The organism is Anaerostipes rhamnosivorans (assembly GCF_005280655.1).
GTDB lineage: Bacteria > Bacillota > Clostridia > Lachnospirales > Lachnospiraceae > Anaerostipes > Anaerostipes rhamnosivorans.
In genome coordinates this window covers 1,902,436-1,918,434 of record NZ_CP040058.1, presented here as the reverse complement: position 1 = coordinate 1,918,434, position 15,999 = coordinate 1,902,436, and the positions used below count along the sequence as shown (strand labels likewise).

The 15,999-nt window shown below is 41.6% G+C and carries 17 protein-coding genes and 1 pseudogene; 8 read left to right on the top strand and 10 right to left on the bottom strand.

All coding sequences use genetic code 11. The features are described 5' to 3' along the window. Position 1 precedes the first annotated feature (1 nt). Genes AR1Y2_RS09510 through AR1Y2_RS09475 form a run of 8 tightly spaced genes read left to right on the top strand, consistent with a single transcriptional unit; the run spans position 2 to position 6,459 of the window. A complete protein-coding gene (locus AR1Y2_RS09510) occupies positions 2 to 526 on the top strand; it encodes a bifunctional adenosylcobinamide kinase/adenosylcobinamide-phosphate guanylyltransferase (protein ID WP_137328746.1) in 525 nt (174 codons plus the stop codon). Then, positions 523 to 1,287 (top strand): adenosylcobinamide-GDP ribazoletransferase, encoded by a 765-nt coding sequence (locus tag AR1Y2_RS09505; RefSeq protein ID WP_137328745.1) that lies wholly within the window; start codon positions 523 to 525, stop codon positions 1,285 to 1,287. The genes AR1Y2_RS09510 and AR1Y2_RS09505 overlap by 4 nt, the downstream gene beginning before the upstream one ends. Before the next feature lie 11 nt (positions 1,288 to 1,298). Continuing rightward, positions 1,299 to 1,682, top strand: coding sequence for a bifunctional adenosylcobinamide kinase/adenosylcobinamide-phosphate guanylyltransferase (locus tag AR1Y2_RS09500; protein WP_137328744.1), 384 nt, complete (start codon positions 1,299 to 1,301; stop codon positions 1,680 to 1,682). Beyond that, positions 1,613 to 2,287: a histidine phosphatase family protein gene (locus AR1Y2_RS09495; RefSeq protein ID WP_243118719.1), complete on the top strand. Its 675-nt coding sequence runs from the start codon at positions 1,613 to 1,615 to the stop codon at positions 2,285 to 2,287. Before AR1Y2_RS09500 ends, AR1Y2_RS09495 begins: the two co-directional genes overlap by 70 nt. Further along, positions 2,278 to 3,246 (top strand): adenosylcobinamide-phosphate synthase CbiB, encoded by a 969-nt coding sequence (cbiB, locus tag AR1Y2_RS09490; RefSeq protein ID WP_137328742.1) that lies wholly within the window; start codon positions 2,278 to 2,280, stop codon positions 3,244 to 3,246. Before AR1Y2_RS09495 ends, cbiB begins: the two co-directional genes overlap by 10 nt. A 17-nt stretch (positions 3,247 to 3,263) precedes the next feature. Then, the gene (gene cobD, locus AR1Y2_RS09485; protein ID WP_137328741.1) at positions 3,264 to 4,331 is read left to right on the top strand and encodes a threonine-phosphate decarboxylase CobD; all 1,068 of its coding nucleotides are present in this window, start codon (positions 3,264 to 3,266) and stop codon (positions 4,329 to 4,331) included. Then, positions 4,313 to 5,827: a cobyric acid synthase gene (locus AR1Y2_RS09480; protein WP_137328740.1), complete on the top strand. Its 1,515-nt coding sequence runs from the start codon at positions 4,313 to 4,315 to the stop codon at positions 5,825 to 5,827. The genes cobD and AR1Y2_RS09480 overlap by 19 nt, the downstream gene beginning before the upstream one ends. Next, positions 5,827 to 6,459, top strand: coding sequence for a precorrin-8X methylmutase (locus tag AR1Y2_RS09475; RefSeq protein WP_137328739.1), 633 nt, complete (start codon positions 5,827 to 5,829; stop codon positions 6,457 to 6,459). The genes AR1Y2_RS09480 and AR1Y2_RS09475 overlap by 1 nt, the downstream gene beginning before the upstream one ends. A 44-nt stretch (positions 6,460 to 6,503) precedes the next feature. Here AR1Y2_RS09475 and AR1Y2_RS09470 read toward each other — a convergent pair whose 3' ends face one another. From AR1Y2_RS09470 to AR1Y2_RS09420, 10 genes and pseudogenes are all read right to left on the bottom strand, one after another. Next, on the bottom strand, positions 6,504 to 6,965 hold the full coding sequence (locus tag AR1Y2_RS09470; protein ID WP_137328738.1) for an XRE family transcriptional regulator: 462 nt from the start codon (positions 6,963 to 6,965) through the stop codon (positions 6,504 to 6,506). Between the two features lie 43 nt (positions 6,966 to 7,008). Continuing rightward, complete coding sequence (locus AR1Y2_RS09465) at positions 7,009 to 8,622, bottom strand: recombinase family protein (RefSeq protein WP_009243663.1); 1,614 nt, start codon at positions 8,620 to 8,622, stop codon at positions 7,009 to 7,011. A gap of 111 nt (positions 8,623 to 8,733) precedes the next feature. After that, positions 8,734 to 8,943 carry a hypothetical protein gene (locus AR1Y2_RS09460; RefSeq protein ID WP_002303258.1) on the bottom strand — a complete coding sequence of 70 codons (210 nt, stop codon included), beginning with the start codon at positions 8,941 to 8,943 and terminating at the stop codon, positions 8,734 to 8,736. Between the two features lie 986 nt (positions 8,944 to 9,929). Then, entirely contained in the window at positions 9,930 to 11,144 is a 1,215-nt protein-coding gene (locus tag AR1Y2_RS09450; RefSeq protein WP_009243662.1) for an XRE family transcriptional regulator, read from the bottom strand. A 399-nt stretch (positions 11,145 to 11,543) separates the two neighbouring features. Continuing rightward, a complete protein-coding gene (locus tag AR1Y2_RS09445) occupies positions 11,544 to 12,074 on the bottom strand; it encodes a dihydrofolate reductase family protein (RefSeq protein WP_002303421.1) in 531 nt (176 codons plus the stop codon). A 181-nt stretch (positions 12,075 to 12,255) separates the two neighbouring features. Next, positions 12,256 to 12,912 (bottom strand): hypothetical protein, encoded by a 657-nt coding sequence (locus AR1Y2_RS09440; protein WP_002303420.1) that lies wholly within the window; start codon positions 12,910 to 12,912, stop codon positions 12,256 to 12,258. Positions 12,913 to 13,172: 260 nt separating this feature from the next. Beyond that, positions 13,173 to 13,668: pseudogene (gene dfrF / locus AR1Y2_RS09435) on the bottom strand (trimethoprim-resistant dihydrofolate reductase DfrF). Between the two features lie 394 nt (positions 13,669 to 14,062). Beyond that, positions 14,063 to 14,209 carry a helix-turn-helix domain-containing protein gene (locus AR1Y2_RS09430; RefSeq protein WP_456298060.1) on the bottom strand — a complete coding sequence of 49 codons (147 nt, stop codon included), beginning with the start codon at positions 14,207 to 14,209 and terminating at the stop codon, positions 14,063 to 14,065. Positions 14,210 to 14,358: 149 nt separating this feature from the next. Then, positions 14,359 to 14,697, bottom strand: a complete 339-nt coding sequence (locus AR1Y2_RS09425) for a hypothetical protein (RefSeq protein ID WP_137328737.1) — start codon at positions 14,695 to 14,697, stop codon at positions 14,359 to 14,361. A gap of 37 nt (positions 14,698 to 14,734) precedes the next feature. After that, complete coding sequence (locus AR1Y2_RS09420) at positions 14,735 to 15,565, bottom strand: class I SAM-dependent methyltransferase (protein ID WP_137328736.1); 831 nt, start codon at positions 15,563 to 15,565, stop codon at positions 14,735 to 14,737. Positions 15,566 to 15,999 lie beyond the last annotated feature (434 nt).

Here is a 15,999-nt window from a genome sequence, read left to right as displayed (position 1 = left end):
TATGTTTACCTTAGTCACTGGCGGCAGCGGAAGCGGAAAATCAGAATATGCCGAAAGCCTCACTGAATCCTGGGAAACGCCCAAAATCTACATAGCGACCATGTTTCCCTATGACAGGGAGAGCGAAAAGAAGATCCAGAGGCACCGGGAAATGCGCAGACACAAAGGATTTCACACTGTGGAGTGTTTTACCGGCCTGTCAGGGCTTTGTCTGCCGGAAGGATCTCATGTGCTCTTAGACTGTATGTCAAATCTGGCAGCCAATGAGAAGTATATGGAAAATGGGGCCGGATCAAGAACCGTTAAAGAGATCTTGTCTGGGGTGGAAAAACTCCTTATGAAGGCAGAGGATGTCTGCATCGTCACCAACGAGATTTTCTCCGACGGAATGGAGTATGCCCCGGAAACAGTCCGGTATCAGGAGTATCTGGGCTTACTTAACTGCCGGATGGCACAGATGGCTGATCAGGTGGTGGAGGTAGTCTGCGGCATTCCGATCGAACAGAAAGGAAGAGACAAACAATGAAGCAGATGTGGAACAGCTTGAAAATTGCGTTTTCGATGTATTCCAGAATCCCTATGCCAAAAAGTGAATGGACAGACGAAAATATGAAATATACCCTCTGCTTTTTTCCGGCGGTGGGGGCTGTGATCGGTCTTCTTGTGATCCTCTGGGCAAAGGCCGGAGCTTTTCTTGATCTGGGAATCCTGGCCTATACAGCAGGTCTGGTGTTGATTCCTGTTTTTGTCACAGGTGGAATCCACATGGACGGTTTCCTGGATACGTCGGATGCATTGAACTCCTATCAGGACAGGGAAAAAAAGCTGGAGATTTTAAAGGATCCCCACTGCGGTGCGTTCGCGGTCATTGCCTGCGTCTGCTATTTTATTGCCTGGGGAGGTGCTGTCAGCGAGATCCGCCCGGACCTGCTCCCAGTATTTAGCTGTGGCTTTGTTTTGTCACGGGCACTGAGCGCATATTCCATAGCATCCTTTCCAATGGCAAAGGAAACAGGGCTTGCCGCCGCCTTTTCCGGGGCGGCAAAGAAACAGACCGTCCGCATTTCATCGGTTTTCTGGGCTTTCGGCTCTCTGGTACTGATGTGTCTGTTTCATCTCATTGCCGGTATGTTATGTATTTTGGCAGCGCTATTTACATTTCTCTGGTATTACCGGATGTCAAAGAAACAGTTCGGCGGCATCACTGGGGATCTTGCGGGGTGGTTCCTGCAGGTAAACGAGCTGGCTCTGGCGGTATGCCTGGCTGTCCTGGCAAACATTATCTAAAGGAGAGAGACATGATATTGATTATAGGAGGAGCTTTTCAGGGGAAAAAAGCATATGCACAAGAGATCCTGGGCCTTTTGCCGGAACAGATGGCAGATGGTGCCCAGTGTGGTTTAGAGGAGATCTATTCCTGCCACTGCATCTATCATTTTCATGAGTGGGTCAGGCGCAGGATGGCGGATATGGGAGACTGGGAAAGGGAAGCAAAACATATTTTTGAGGCAAATCCCGATGTGGTCATCATTGCCAATGAGTTGGGCTGCGGAGTTGTCCCGGTGGATGCATTTGACCGAAACTTCCGGGAGACGGAAGGAAGGCTCTTAACATGCCTGGCCAAAAAGAGTACAGAGGTGCACAGGGTTGTGTGCGGCATAGGGACGGTGATCAAGGGATGATGACCGGTTATCTGATCCGTCATGGCAGGACTCCTGGAAATCTGGACGGGCGGTATGTGGGAAAAAGAACCAATGAGGAGCTGAGTCCGGAGGGAAAAGAACAGTGTAAGAACAGGGTCTGCCCTCGGGCGGACGTGATCTATACAAGTCCTTTGAGACGGTGTGTACAGACCGCCTCCCTGCTTTATCCTGACCGTGATGTTATCACCCAGGAGCTGCTTTCTGAGTGCGATTTTGGTATTTTTGAAGGGAAGAATTATAAAGAATTGTCTGGAGAACCCCTGTATCAGCAATGGATCGACAGCAGAGGGACACTTCCTTTTCCCGGAGGGGAGAGCAGGGAGCAGTTTCAGACCAGATGTCTGCAGGGATTTTTCTTTTGTTTAGAACATTGTATGCAGAATCGTTATAAAACCTTTGCCATGGTGGTCCACGGAGGAACGATCATGAGCATTCTGGATGCGCTGGTTGTCCCACACAGGGAATATTTTGAATGGCAGGTCAAAAACCTGGAGGGATTTAAGATACAGATAGAAGAACAACAGTGGATTGCCGGAAACCGCAGCATCCGCACAGTTAGAAAGGAAGCAGACGTATGGAGGTAAGAGCAGCGGCATTATTTCTCGGAGTATTTCTGGATTTTTTGATCGGAGATCCCCACTGGCTCTATCATCCTGTCCGTCTGATCGGATCAGCCATATCCTTTCTTGAAAAAGGGCTAAGAGCTATTTTACCTAAATCTGAAGGGGGAGAACGGCTGGGGGGTATTATTCTGATCTTATTGATCGGCTCATTAAGCTTCTGTATTCCATTTTTTCTTCTGAAACTATGTTACGGATGGAATCAGGCTGCCGGTTTTCTTTTAGAATCCTTCTTTTGTTATCAGATGGTTGCCGCAAAGTCATTAAAGGACGAAAGTATGAAAGTTTTTGAAGAGCTTCAAAAGGGTTCCATCCCCGGCGCCAGAAAAGCGGTTTCTATGATCGTAGGGAGAGATACCAAAGAGCTTACGAAAAAGGGTATCATCAAGGCAGCGGTAGAAACGGTGGCGGAAAACACCTCTGACGGGGTGGTGGCTCCGCTGTTCTACATGGCATTGGGCGGGGCACCGCTTCTGTTTCTTTACAAAGGCATCAACACTATGGATTCTATGGTCGGTTATCGCAGCGATACCTATCTGAACTTCGGGAGATACCCGGCGAAACTGGACGATCTGGCAAATTTCCTGCCGGCCAGGATCTCCGCATGGCTGATGATCGCCGCCTGCTTTTTTACAAAAGACGATGCCTCTATGGCTAAAAGGATCTACAGAAGAGATAAAAGGAATCATAAAAGCCCCAACGCCGCCCATACAGAGGCGGTGACAGCTGGAGCCCTGCACATTCAACTGGCAGGGAACGCATGTTATTTCGGAAAGCTTTATGAAAAACCGACCATCGGCGATGATTTAAGGGAACCGGAACCGGAGGACATCAAAAGAGCCAATGGGCTGATGTATGGATGCAGTCTTTTGGCGGCGGCTGTTTTTGGAGTTGTTCTTATCATCCTGGGATTAAAATTCTGACTGGAGGGAGTATGGGCATGAAAAATCATAAACACGGGGGAGATATTTACCAGCACAGGGATGTGATCGATTTTTCCGCGAACGTGAATCCCCTTGGTACGCCAAAGAGCGTCAGGGAGGCGGTAAGGCAGTCGGCAGACCATGTGGAGCATTATCCGGACGTCCGGTGCCAGAGGTTAAAGGAAGCCTTATCTGCCTATGAGCAGGTCCCGGAATCCTGGCTGATCTGCGGAAACGGCGCGGCTGATCTGATCTTTGCCCTGGCGCTGGCAGTCAAGCCCAAACGCGCTCTGGTACTGGCTCCTACGTTTGCGGAATACGAACAGGCGCTTTCCAGCGTGGGCTGTGAGATAGACTATGTTTACCTGAAAGAGAAGGAAGGCTTCCGGGTAACAGGCGGGATCCTCTCACAGATCACGGACTCGTTAGATATGGTGTTTTTATGCAACCCAAACAATCCTACCGGGGAACTGATCCAGAGAGAGCTTCTGATAAAGCTGCTGGAAAGATGCAGAAAAAATCACGTACTTGCGGCGGTGGATGAGTGCTTTTTGGATTTTGTGCCGGATGGCAGAGACTATGAATTGTCTGGTCTGTTGGGAGAATATTCAAACCTGTTTTTGCTCAAGGCCTTTACAAAACGTTATGCTATGGCAGGCATCCGTCTTGGATATGGAATGTGTTCAGATGCCGGGGTCCTTGAAAAAATAGAGGAAGTCACCCAGCCATGGAGAGTATCGGCCCCGGCACAGGCCGCAGGGACAGCGGCGCTTTTGGAAACGGCTTATGTGGAGGCTTCTGTCCGTTTTGTGGAGGAACAAAAAAGCCTTTTGAGAAATGCGCTGACAAGTGCCGGATTCCAGGTGTATGGCTCCCGGGCCAATTATTTGTTTTTTAAGGGACCGGAGGATTTTTATGACATCTGTTTGAGAGAAGGGATTCTGATCAGGGACTGCAGCAACTACCAGGGACTTTCCAGAGGGTGGTTTCGCATCGCGGTCCGTACGCGAGAGGAAAATAAACAGCTGATCCAGTTGCTTCAGACGTTTACGAAAGGAGAAACATCATGGCAAAGACGATTATGATTCAGGGAACCATGTCAAATGTAGGAAAGAGCCTTCTCACTGCAGGCCTTTTAAGAATCTTCAAACAGGATGGATACAAAGCGGCGCCGTTTAAATCCCAGAACATGGCGCTGAATTCTTACATAACAAAAGACGGGCTGGAAATGGGACGGGCACAGGTCATGCAGGCAGAAGCGGCAGGAATCGAACCTTCGGTATCCATGAATCCAATCCTGTTAAAGCCATCCAGTGACACTGGCTCTCAGGTGATCGTAAACGGCAAGGTCCTGGGAAATATGAGTGCCAGGGATTATTTTGCGTATAAAAAGACTTTGATCCCAGAAATACAAAAAGCCTTTGATGATGTAAGCCGGGAAAACGATATTGTTGTCATTGAAGGGGCAGGAAGCCCAGCGGAGATCAATTTAAAACAGGACGATATCGTCAACATGGGCATGGCGAAGCTTGCCAAGGCACCGGTGCTCTTAGTGGGGGACATCGACCGGGGAGGTGTCTTTGCCCAGCTGATCGGGACGGTTATGCTTCTGACCAAAGAAGAGCAGAAGAGGATCAAAGGACTTGTCATCAATAAATTCCGGGGAGATAAAACCATCCTGGACCCAGGTGTAACCATGCTGGAAGAGAAGGCACAGATCCCAGTGGTAGGTGTAACTCCTTACATGGACATCGACATCGAAGACGAGGACAGCCTGACGGAACGGTTTGAAAAGGTGACGGAAAAAGGTCTGGTGGATATCGCCGTGATCCGGCTTCCGAGGATCTCAAACTTTACGGATTTTAATGTCTTTGAGCTGATTCCACATGTGTCTCTGCGCTATGTCAAAAAGCCCAGGGATCTGGGAAACCCAGATATGATCCTGCTTCCCGGCAGTAAGAATACCATCGAGGACCTTTTATGGCTACGCCAATCCGGATTAGAAGATATGATCCTCCGTAAGGCCGGCCAGGGTACGATCATTTTCGGTATCTGCGGCGGGTATCAGATGCTGGGGGAGGTCCTGTCCGACCCATGCCATGTGGAGACGGGAGGAATGGTCAAGGGAATGGGACTACTGCCCATTGACACTATATTTTCCAGAACAAAGACAAGGAGCAGGGTCAAGGGAAGTTTTCTTGCCCTGGAGGGAGATCTTTCTTTGCTCTCAGGTGCACCAATTGAAGGCTACGAGATCCATATGGGGAATTCCATCCAGCACGGAGAAGCCAAGCCGCTTACATTCTTTGAGGATAAGGTCAATGGGATCACAAAGCTGTGCGGGACCTGGGAAGGAAATGTTTACGGTACCTATCTCCATGGAATTTTTGATGTGGGTGATACGGCAGAGAAAGTCGTCCGGGCCATCGGAGAAAAGAAAGGGATCGATCTGTCAGAGATACCGGTGACGGACTTTGGGCAGATGAAAGAGAGCCAGTATGATCATTTGGCGGAGGAACTGAGAAAACATCTGGATATGGATAAGATTTATGAGATTCTTAACGAAGGGGCGGAGGATTGATGAAGATTGAGCTGGAAAATGTGAAGCCTGCACAGATCGAGGCGAGAAGTTTTGAGATTATTACAGAGGAACTGGGGGATGTTTCCCTGATTCCAGGCACGGAGCCGATTGTAAAGCGCTGTATCCATACCAGTGCGGATTTTGACTATGCCCAAAATCTCTGTTTTTCCGAACACGCGGTTGAGAAAGCGCTGGAGGCCATCAGAGACGGCGCCTCGATTGTGACAGATACACAGATGGGCAGAGCAGGAATCAACAAAAAGAAGCTTCTTAAGTACGGTGGATCTGTGCACTGCTTTATGGCAGATGAGGACGTGGCTGTAAAAGCAAAGGAAGATGGGACCACAAGAGCGGTGGCCAGCATGGATAAGGCGGCTTCCATGGGAGAGAGGTTTATATTTGCAGTTGGGAACGCCCCTACGGCATTGGTCAGACTGTATGAGCTCATCAGAGAGGGAAAACTGGATCCCCATCTGGTTATCGGGGTGCCAGTGGGATTTGTCAATGTGGTACAGTCCAAGGAACTGATCATGGAGGCTGGAGTCCCTTATATTGTTGCCCGGGGAAGAAAAGGCGGGAGCAATATTGCGGCCTGCATTGTAAATGCGATGCTGTATATGATGGAGAAATAGAGTGATGGGCATATCATGCCGGCAGACAGGGATCGTTTGAACCCTTAAAATAAAAGTGACGAAATAAACTTGATAAAACAACTTACCACTGTGGCAGCCACGATGGCCAGTAGTATTAAGATACTCTTTGGCGCTGTACTCTGAATTCTTCGATTTTCCGTCGTTTTCAATAGTCCTGTGGTATATAGTAATATCATAACTGGCGTAACAAAGATCAGTGTATGACAGTAGTTTGACAAAAGCCCAATCCAGGCATATGATGGCATCGCTGCTCCGGCAGTATCAATAACAAAATAGACTGCTAAAGCGGCTACTCCGAATATACTTTGTATACGTATGTTTTTTATAAGGTTTTCCTTTTCTTTTAACGCATAATCAGATAACGACATTGCAACTTCTTTTGACTCTTCCTTCATTTTCTCGCTTTTCCTTTCTCCGTCAATAATCTCTGGAATACTCACATCATAAAACTCAGCGATTTCAACCAGCAGACTGATCTCCGGCATATTATTTCCGGTTTCCCTTAGTTAAAAATATTACTCTTGTTGATTACTCAACTTTTCCGATAAATCGGTAATATATCTCAATTTCCTGTATTCTTTCGTTATCCTCATTCGTTGTTGCTTCATGTATGAGGATTTTTTCTATCATGGCATTTAATAATGGTGCTGTCAGTTCCTTTGGTACGGAATATTCCTTGATTAACTCAATCCACTTTTCAGCACCTATCATATCCTGTTCCATTTTACTTAGTTCTTCTCTTAGGCTTGTTATCTGCTGTTCCAGTTCTATCTGTTCTTTTTGGTACTTGCTGGACAACATCACAAAATTTCGCTCTGTTATCTTCTCACAGGCTCTATCTTCATACATTTTCGCAAATAAACGGTCAATCTCATTTTGTCTGTTCTCGGCTTTCTTCAATGTACTTGCCTTTTTCTTCTTTTCCCGTATTCGCTCTGCATTGCCGACTTTCTGTATCTTGTTCAATACCTTTTCTTCGTCCTGCTGTACTGCCTTAGCCCAATACTGCAAGCGTTCCAATACGGCTTGATACAGCACATCATAACGAATGTAGTGCATAGAACAATTACCTTTGCCAAACTGCCCGTAGTAACTGCAAGCATAATAACTGTAAGGCGTTTTATTTGCCTTATTCGTTCCAAATCTCATAGACCAGCCACAATCCGCACACTTGACAAGCCCTGCAAAAATCGGCGTTGCCTTTTCCTTTGTCTGTCTGCGTCTTGATTTTATCTGCTCCTGCACACGATAGAACACTTCCTTGTCAATAATCGGCTCGTGAGTGTTTTCTACTCGAAACCATTCACTTTCGGGTTTACGCACTTTCTTTTTACTCTTGAACGATACCGTAGACTGCATATTGTGAACACTGTTTCCGATATAAACCTCACTTTTCAATATCGCCTTGACATGAGCAATCGTCCACTCATAACGCTTACTTTCGGGTTTTCCCTCAAAGATATGTGCAAAAGTACCGTATCTTGTAAAATTTAGCCATGACGCTGTCGGAACTTTTTCTGCTCTTAACTGCTTTGTGATTTTTGCACTTCCGTAACCTTGATAGGCTAGGGAAAAGATTTTTTCAATAATCCATTTTGTTTCATCATCAATCAACAGTTTTCCTTTGATGTCAGGGTGTTTCTTATATCCTAACGGAGCATAAGCACTGTAATGAGCCCCCTCCGCAAACTTTGTCTTAAATGCTGATTTGACTTTACGGCTTGTATCTCTTGCCACCCATTCATTGATGATGTTCTTAAATGGTGCAATCTCACTTTCGCCTTTTTCGCTGTCTACACCGTCATCAATCGCTATGTAGCGGACATTATGACTAGGGAAATACAATTCTGTATATTGTCCTGTCATAATATAATTTCTGCCAAGACGGGAAAGGTCTTTCGTTACAACACAGTTGATTTTTCCTGCCTCTATATCCTCAATCATTCTTTGAAAACTCGGTCTGTCAAAATTTGTTCCCGACCAGCCGTCATCAATATATTCATCAATGACATTCAAATGATGTTCTTTTGCATATAAACGCAACATACTTCTCTGTGTGGTAATGCTGGAACTTTCGCCCTGTAATTCATCATCTCGGCTTAACCTAAGATAAAGTGCAGTATTGTAAATCTGTTGTTTCATTGTCAGTTATCCTCCTTTATAACTAACCCGTGTTTACAATACCTGCTTGCAAGTAAAGTATAACACGGGTACTTTTTGTCATTCAATCTATTTCTTACAACTGCACTGATTTTATGCGATTGTCTGCTTTGCTTTTTCCAGCATGACATCAGTTAGAAGTTCTTCCATTGTTTTGCCCTTTTCGGAAAAATGCTCTTTTACTACAATCTTTGTCTTTCCTCTGTTGCCAATGCCACACTTGCCATTTTTCTTTTGAATTGTTTTTACAGCATTATCAATAACACATACCCCCTTTCTGTAAAATCTTTCTAAGCAATTCAACGGCTTTTGTCATAGCCCACAGGAGTTCCACCTCTGCATAGTTCTTATGTAGCCGTACCCATTGCGTGCGACGCTCTGAACGCTCAAGCTGTGGCTGTACGGGAGTATCATTATCTGACAGTACAGGTCATGGCGATAAAAGAGGACAAATCTTTTATAAGAACACAAATAGGTTTTCGCTCGCTCTTGCAGGGGAAAGGTCGTGGCGTATTTGTTTCAACGGCTCGCTGTCTGTCAAACGTATTGAATTGCTTTATTCAGTTGTCAAAGAACACGAAAGAAGAAAATCATCTTTCCTATATACCGCGTTGGAAAAGAGGGGAAACGTAACCAAAATCCAAAACTTTTTCCGTTATTAGTACAAATGGAACGGTTCATTTTGGCAATCAACGGTTGATTTTCTCCTTTTTCACTACTATCTGTACAGCAAACGTCCATTTGCTAAGTTGAAATGGAAAAATTTTAACTTCTTTTCTTGCACCATATAGGGATAGACATTGTCATTTTGCTAAGTTAATGACGAAAAAAGATTATTTTTCTTTTCACACCCTAACTACCCAAACCATACCGTTACTGCCAACAATAGAATGAAATATTTTCTTTGCACCATATAGGGAACGGAAACCTTAAATTGTTAAGTTTAGAATAAAGTATTTTCCTCTTTTCACATCAACACTCAACTGCTAATGCCTGTTTGAATACAAAATGATGATGCTTTTCTTCTTTTCATAGAACACTGTCCACTAATCACGAATTTCCGTCATTTTTTCAAAACTTTTTTCTTCTTTCACTTCATATAGGGACAGCAAGCCCCGATTTAATGACCTATTTTCAAAAAAAGTTTAGATTTCCTTTTCTCGCACCATATCTGTACGCAAGTAGCCGTTTTGTTGCAGATTTAATAAAAAATTTATTTTTCTTCTTTCACTTCACATAGGGAATGAAAACAGCTCTTTGCTGACTAAATCTGAAATTTTTCAATTACATTAAAAAATACCGTCATTCTCTTGTGGAACAGCGGTATCTATACGTTCTTCTATGGTTGATTTCTCTAATTGTAATAAATGTTTATGCTTGTCTTTAAGTTCTGCCTGCTCAATCATATCTTTCAGTATCGTTGTATGATTTTCTCTGTCTAATGCCTGTACCATTTTTATTGTTGGTGCAACTTGTCTTTGTAGCCAATGCAACGCTTTTTGTAAAGTGTAAGGCTCTGGCTTTGTGGTTAAGCGTATCGGCTCTCTGTTTTCCCCTACAAACCATGCCCAATCATCATTTGTTATCCATTGACTTTTTGGCTTGTCGTCCTCTCTGTCAACAAAGCGGACATAATGATTGATGATAGAAAAAGCGGTGCGTTCAGCGTCCCGATAGGTCAGTAAATCTACAACCGCATAATAGGCTCGTTCATTCTTCATGCGTATTTCAAAACGGTTCTTAATCTCCGTATCTTCAATTTCTGTGCCATTCTTGACATACTGCTCATAATTTTTCTGATAAGCACACATATATAATTCGCTACTTGTTGAACCGAGATATAAGGTTTCTCCTGTATTCTTTGGTAAATCGCTACCGCATTTTTCTGTACCGCTGTAATCTTTCTGCATACGAAAATAGGAAACACATTCGCCAGCTTTGTATTTTTCCTTTAACTTTGGAATATCCAATATTCCTGCTCGGTCATTGATAGCCAAATCAAGCCGTTTCATCACACCACCAGCCGTCATACAATCCAGCATGAAGTCATACCATGAGCGTTCCTGTGCCAGCAGATAACATTCCATTTGCCGACAGCCTTTGCCTTTCAGTTCCAATAAAACACCTAAATGCTCCTGCATGGAACACATGATATTGATGTCGCCAAGTACATATTTGCTTTCATATCCGTATTTTCCATAATCTTCATAAAGCATATAATCAGATTTCAGTTGTAATACATCACGGATAATCGCCAATGCGTCCGTAGTAGGAAAGCGGACACGAAAGTAATCAATCAATAAGAATAGTGGTTCTTGCGGATTGAAACGCTCAATCTGTTTTTCTATGACTTCTCTTAATTCGTCATTCAATGGCTGTTTCCCTTTTTCAATGCGGTTGTAATATTCACGGCTGATACCACAGGCAACAGCAAGCCTTGTTTGTGTTACTCCGTATTCCTCACGCTTTTGTCTTAGTTCTTCAATAAAGTTTTTATCATTCATTCTAAAATTCCTCCAATCAAAAAAGCAACTACCGTATTTGATAATTGCCTATACTTAAATTTCTGCAAAAGAAAAAGACAATCAATTTCTCGTTTGAAATCAACTGTCTTTCCTATGTCTTGTTCAATTTTCCCAAGTGATAATGGCATAATTTATATCACACCATGTAAAATGCAGTTTCGCCTTGTAAATACAGCGTTTTCCGCTTGTTAATGTATATTGACTCTTGTTTTTTGTGCCCCCCTTGTTAGATAACGGGGGCTTTGAACGGCTCGCAAGCTCGCCGAACCGCCGAAGCGAACCGCCCCCTTGCAAGCATGGCGGAAAAATCTTAAGGATTTTCCCGCCAACGTGGTCGGATCGCTCCGTCGGTTTAACAGCTTTTCTGTTTCTCTCTAGTTATCTACGCATATAAATCAAATCGGTTATTCCGTTATAAGTCTGTGTTTTACAAAGCCTTAACTTTATTTCCCTGTCTATGTTGCCCAAAAGACGAACCCCATTTCCTAACAGAGTAGGAATAACAGAAATGTAATATTTATCAATCATATTTTTGCTTACCAACTGCTGAACAAGATTTGCTCCGCCACAAATCCAAATATCCTTTCCTGCTTCTTGTTTTAGCCGTTCCAATAATAAAACAGGATTTTCACTTGTAAAATGAATTTGTTGGGAAGAATTGCACTCTTTATGTGTTAATACATAAGTTGTAAATTTATTATATACCCATTCTTGCGGAGAAAGTTCAGTAACAACCTGATGAGAAGTATTCCACCCCATTAAGACAGTATCTATATCTTTGGTAAATTCTGTATAAGTGTCGATGTTTTCATTGTCATTTCCATGACCATTTAGCCAAGCTACTCCACCATTACCGTCCGCAATATATCCGTCAAGGCTCATGGCAATAAATAAAACTACTTTTCTCATTTTTTCTCTTTTATAAATACAAACAGGAATTTATTTCTCTTTTTTACTCATAAGGGAACAACTGATTGCTACAAATAAACCCATTAAAATCCATGGAAATGCTGCTCTTATAAAATCACTAACCATACTTTATTCCTCCTTAAATTCCAATTTCCTTAGTTCTACAAACTGAAATTTTTGCCTATGAATGTATCTTGTTCTTTATACGCAAACAGGCTTCTGTGTGCATAATCCAATGTCTTGAAAACGGCATTTGAATTAGTCCACAAATATCTTTATTACACCAATAATCAATCAGCCAAATTGCTTTTTCATTGTCGTTTACTACATTCAACGATTCTAAGTATCCTTTTCTTTCTTTCGGTATTTTTCTTTTCAATTCATCATAAGATAACCGTTCAAGCATTTTCTCAGTGCTTTCCCATACTTCGAAAATATATAAATATAATTCTTCCAGATTAAGCTGTTTTGAAAAGTCTGCAATCTGCTGTTTCATGAGTTCATTTCCTGTTGTAATGATAGGTGAATTGATACGCTCTTGATAATTGCCTGCAAAAAATACTTGTTCATCTTCATTTATCACTGTATGCACAACTATATCTTCAATGCGGAAAATATGCCAAATAGAATAAGCAATCGTCTTACTATGATAACCATCAGCGTTTATGAAGGGGATTGAGTTAAAATCTTCTCTGCATAATTCTTCTTTGAAAGATACTAAGGTTTGTATTAACTGACTTCGTAAAGTAAGTAAAGTATCAATACCCCTCTTATAAGTATCTTTCTTTTTTATTTGTGCCTGCATTGTTTTATTAAGTTCAGACCATTCCTTATTCATATTCAATACTCTCTCAAATTCTGATTTTATCGCCCCATACAAATTATTTCGTAAACAATCGGCGTCAGGACAGAGGAAAAAGCAGACTACATTTAGAATGTATCTGCCCATTCCTCTGGACTGCACACCGATTTTTACCAATTGAACCAAATCGCTGCGCCACAGCCTTGGCAGGCCATCGCGCAGCGATTTGGTTCAACTGGAATTTGTCTTACAACAATTTATATATGCATAAAAAGCAATATATTTATGAAAACACCCTAAATCCAAAATTTACTCAATTCATTTTTTCCTTACATAAAATGTTCTCGTATATTTCACTTCCTCACCAAGTGTTTCCCCTATCAAAACTTCAAAATCATTGATATCAAATTCTGGAAAGAATGTATCTCCATCTTCAATATTTAAATCTACTTCTGTGATATACATTTTATCTACTATTTGCAAAGCTTCCTTAAATAGTCCATATCCACCAGATATGTATACATCTCGTCCTTTAGCCAATAATAATGCATCTTCTAATGATTTAACTGAAACTAAATTATCTCCTTGATACTCTGTTGTGGTGGAAACAACAATATTCATTCTATTAGGCAACGGATGACCGATTTCTTCATAAGACTTTCGCCCCATAATAACCACATTACCCGTTGTTAACTCTCTAAATTGCTTTTGTTCTCCCTTTATTTTCCATGGTATATTACCATTCTTGCCTATAACATTATTCTTTGACCTCGCAACAATCAAACCTATCATCTATTTCATCCTCCATAATATGATGTCGTACCTGTGATTCCATCAAGTGCACCACATCTTAACAAACTCAAAATTATCTCGAACTAACCAGCTCGACAAATTCCTTTTTTGTCTTCATCTGCATTATATCATATTGTTATAAGCATTGCCATTTCTTTTCTGCTTTTGAAAAGTTACTTATCAGCCTATGTTTTGTAAAGGGTGATATTCAGCATTTCTCACGCAACAAGCCCTTGACAAACCATAGACTAATAAGTTTTAAGGTAATCAAGCAGAAATGAAATAGTCTGCTGTTTCACGGCAACAAAAAAGAGATACCAACACACTTATGTAGTATCTCTTAGTCTAGTAGCAATATTCTTTTGTTTGCAAGCAGGTAAACATGGGCTGTTTCTTAATATCTTTTTGTTTGGGAAACACCAGTTTCCCATCTTGAGACGGTTCTTCCAGATACATTTAATTGTTCTGCCAACTGTTCCTGTGTGAGTTGTTTTTCCTTCCGAAGTTGTTTGAGGAAACCTCCGACCTTTTGTTGATTCATGCTGCACTCCTCCTTTCACTCACAGAATAGCACTGTTTTCTTATCCATAACACGACACGAAGCGAGAAAATGCCGTTTTGGGTGACTAGACAACAATGTCTAGAAAAAACAGATATAATGATTGATTGTACAGTTTACTTTTTTAGAGTTTACCGCAGATATTTCTTTTTTAATTTGTTGTGATACAGAATCATGAAAACTACTGGAATCAAAAGACCTCCACACATTGGTACAACACTCCAAGCGGAATCACCAATCATCGCTCCAATAAAATAGGAAATCATGATGATGATTCCATACAATACCCACATTGTTCCGTGCTTTTTATTCCATGAAATAACATCTGTTAATTCATCTTTATTGGGTGGTTTCTCACCTGAATAAAAGCCTACAGGTTCCTGACTTTTTAATTGGGATACCCCGATACTTATCATGAGCAGTGCAACTAAAAAATAAATAGCAAAGCAAATAATATTTACTGTTGTCATACCATACCTCCATCAAACTAATTTGTCCTAACTCAATTTATTTTTCTAACAGTATTGCAATTGTAGGACTTCCGTTATGATAGGTACATCCAGCTACGTCACCATATAGGTCAATAACCTTAAAACCTGCGTCTGTAGCTTCTTGTTTCAGAGTTCTCGGCGAAAAATAGGTATTCCAAAGATAAAAATTGCGGATAATATCTCCAGAAACAAGAGCAGTATGCTCCAAAGTAACTTTGCCTGAATACTTATAACACCCGTTAAAGCAAATATACGGTTCCAGGCTCCAAAATCCACCATTTTCACAGACATCCCAAGTTTGTATTTCGTTAAACTCTTCATATTTAAAAGTTGAAAAAACATCCAGTAAGAATTTACCACCTTTTCTAAGATGCTGATATACCGTTTGCATTAAAATTTTTCTGTCATTTGTTGACAACGCTCCATAATCACAATAAATCATAGATGCAAAATCAAAAGTTTTGCCTAAATCCATCTTTAGATAGTCGTGACAGAGATAACAAATATCCATGTTCTTCTTTTCCGCTGATTCTATGGCATACTGTATGGAGCGTCGAGACAAATCAATACCTGTTACTTTATAGCCAGCCTGCGTGAATTTTTCGGCATAGATGCCAGGGCCACACCCAAAATCAATCAGTTGATGATAACTGGTGGCAGGTACAAGTTCTTCTATCCATCGTACGGATTTTTCGATAAACTGCAATTTTCTGCTTGCTCCCTCAAAGTCAGGGGCAAGATGAGCCTTAAGCATTTGGCTGGATATATGTTCATCGTCCCAAAATGGAATTTGTGTCTTTGTGTAAAGCGGGGGTTTTTTTAATACTGAATTTAAAGTTTTATACATCCTAAGTTTCTCCTTAATACTTAATAAATGAAGTTCATAAAGTTTTTATATTACTTTTTAAAACACAAATTCTAATTTTCTCCCACTCCTTTTCATTAACTATAAACGGAATATACAAGGCTTTATCTTACTATGAAGCAACAAATTATGATTGTTTTCTGGTGAATACCGGATAACCTTGATTCCAAGATTCATTTCTTTTAAAACATTCTTCATCAGAAAGTTCTTTCAAGAGAAGTCATTCATTTTGGATTTTGTTGTTCAAGCGATAATATTTCATAGCTATTAGTCACATTTTATCATAAGTATCTTGTAAAGTCTTTTCTTTTCCGTTTACAGAAGTGTACTCATCATCCCTATAAAATTTCCCTGTTTTCCATATTTGGTGAATAGACAGAAGAAACAAATAAAAAAAGCCCTCTCTTGGAAGTACT

Excerpts from the sequence above, each read along its gene's own strand:
- AR1Y2_RS09510 (WP_137328746.1), top strand. The coding sequence starts at position 2 with ATGTTTACCTTAGTCACTGGCGGCAGCGGAAGCGGAAAATCAGAATAT.
- AR1Y2_RS09505 (WP_137328745.1), top strand. The coding sequence starts at position 523 with ATGAAGCAGATGTGGAACAGCTTGAAAATTGCGTTTTCGATGTATTCC.
- AR1Y2_RS09500 (WP_137328744.1), top strand. The coding sequence starts at position 1,299 with ATGATATTGATTATAGGAGGAGCTTTTCAGGGGAAAAAAGCATATGCA.
- AR1Y2_RS09495 (WP_243118719.1), top strand. The coding sequence starts at position 1,613 with ATGCCTGGCCAAAAAGAGTACAGAGGTGCACAGGGTTGTGTGCGGCAT.
- cbiB (WP_137328742.1), top strand. The coding sequence starts at position 2,278 with ATGGAGGTAAGAGCAGCGGCATTATTTCTCGGAGTATTTCTGGATTTT.
- cobD (WP_137328741.1), top strand. The coding sequence starts at position 3,264 with ATGAAAAATCATAAACACGGGGGAGATATTTACCAGCACAGGGATGTG.
- AR1Y2_RS09480 (WP_137328740.1), top strand. The coding sequence starts at position 4,313 with ATGGCAAAGACGATTATGATTCAGGGAACCATGTCAAATGTAGGAAAG.
- AR1Y2_RS09475 (WP_137328739.1), top strand. The coding sequence starts at position 5,827 with ATGAAGATTGAGCTGGAAAATGTGAAGCCTGCACAGATCGAGGCGAGA.
- AR1Y2_RS09470 (WP_137328738.1), bottom strand. The coding sequence starts at position 6,965 with ATGCCGGAGATCAGTCTGCTGGTTGAAATCGCTGAGTTTTATGATGTG.
- AR1Y2_RS09465 (WP_009243663.1), bottom strand. The coding sequence starts at position 8,622 with ATGAAACAACAGATTTACAATACTGCACTTTATCTTAGGTTAAGCCGA.
- AR1Y2_RS09450 (WP_009243662.1), bottom strand. The coding sequence starts at position 11,144 with ATGAATGATAAAAACTTTATTGAAGAACTAAGACAAAAGCGTGAGGAA.
- AR1Y2_RS09445 (WP_002303421.1), bottom strand. The coding sequence starts at position 12,074 with ATGAGAAAAGTAGTTTTATTTATTGCCATGAGCCTTGACGGATATATT.
- AR1Y2_RS09440 (WP_002303420.1), bottom strand. The coding sequence starts at position 12,912 with ATGAATAAGGAATGGTCTGAACTTAATAAAACAATGCAGGCACAAATA.
- AR1Y2_RS09430 (WP_456298060.1), bottom strand. The coding sequence starts at position 14,209 with ATGAATCAACAAAAGGTCGGAGGTTTCCTCAAACAACTTCGGAAGGAA.
- AR1Y2_RS09425 (WP_137328737.1), bottom strand. The coding sequence starts at position 14,697 with ATGACAACAGTAAATATTATTTGCTTTGCTATTTATTTTTTAGTTGCA.
- AR1Y2_RS09420 (WP_137328736.1), bottom strand. The coding sequence starts at position 15,565 with ATGTATAAAACTTTAAATTCAGTATTAAAAAAACCCCCGCTTTACACA.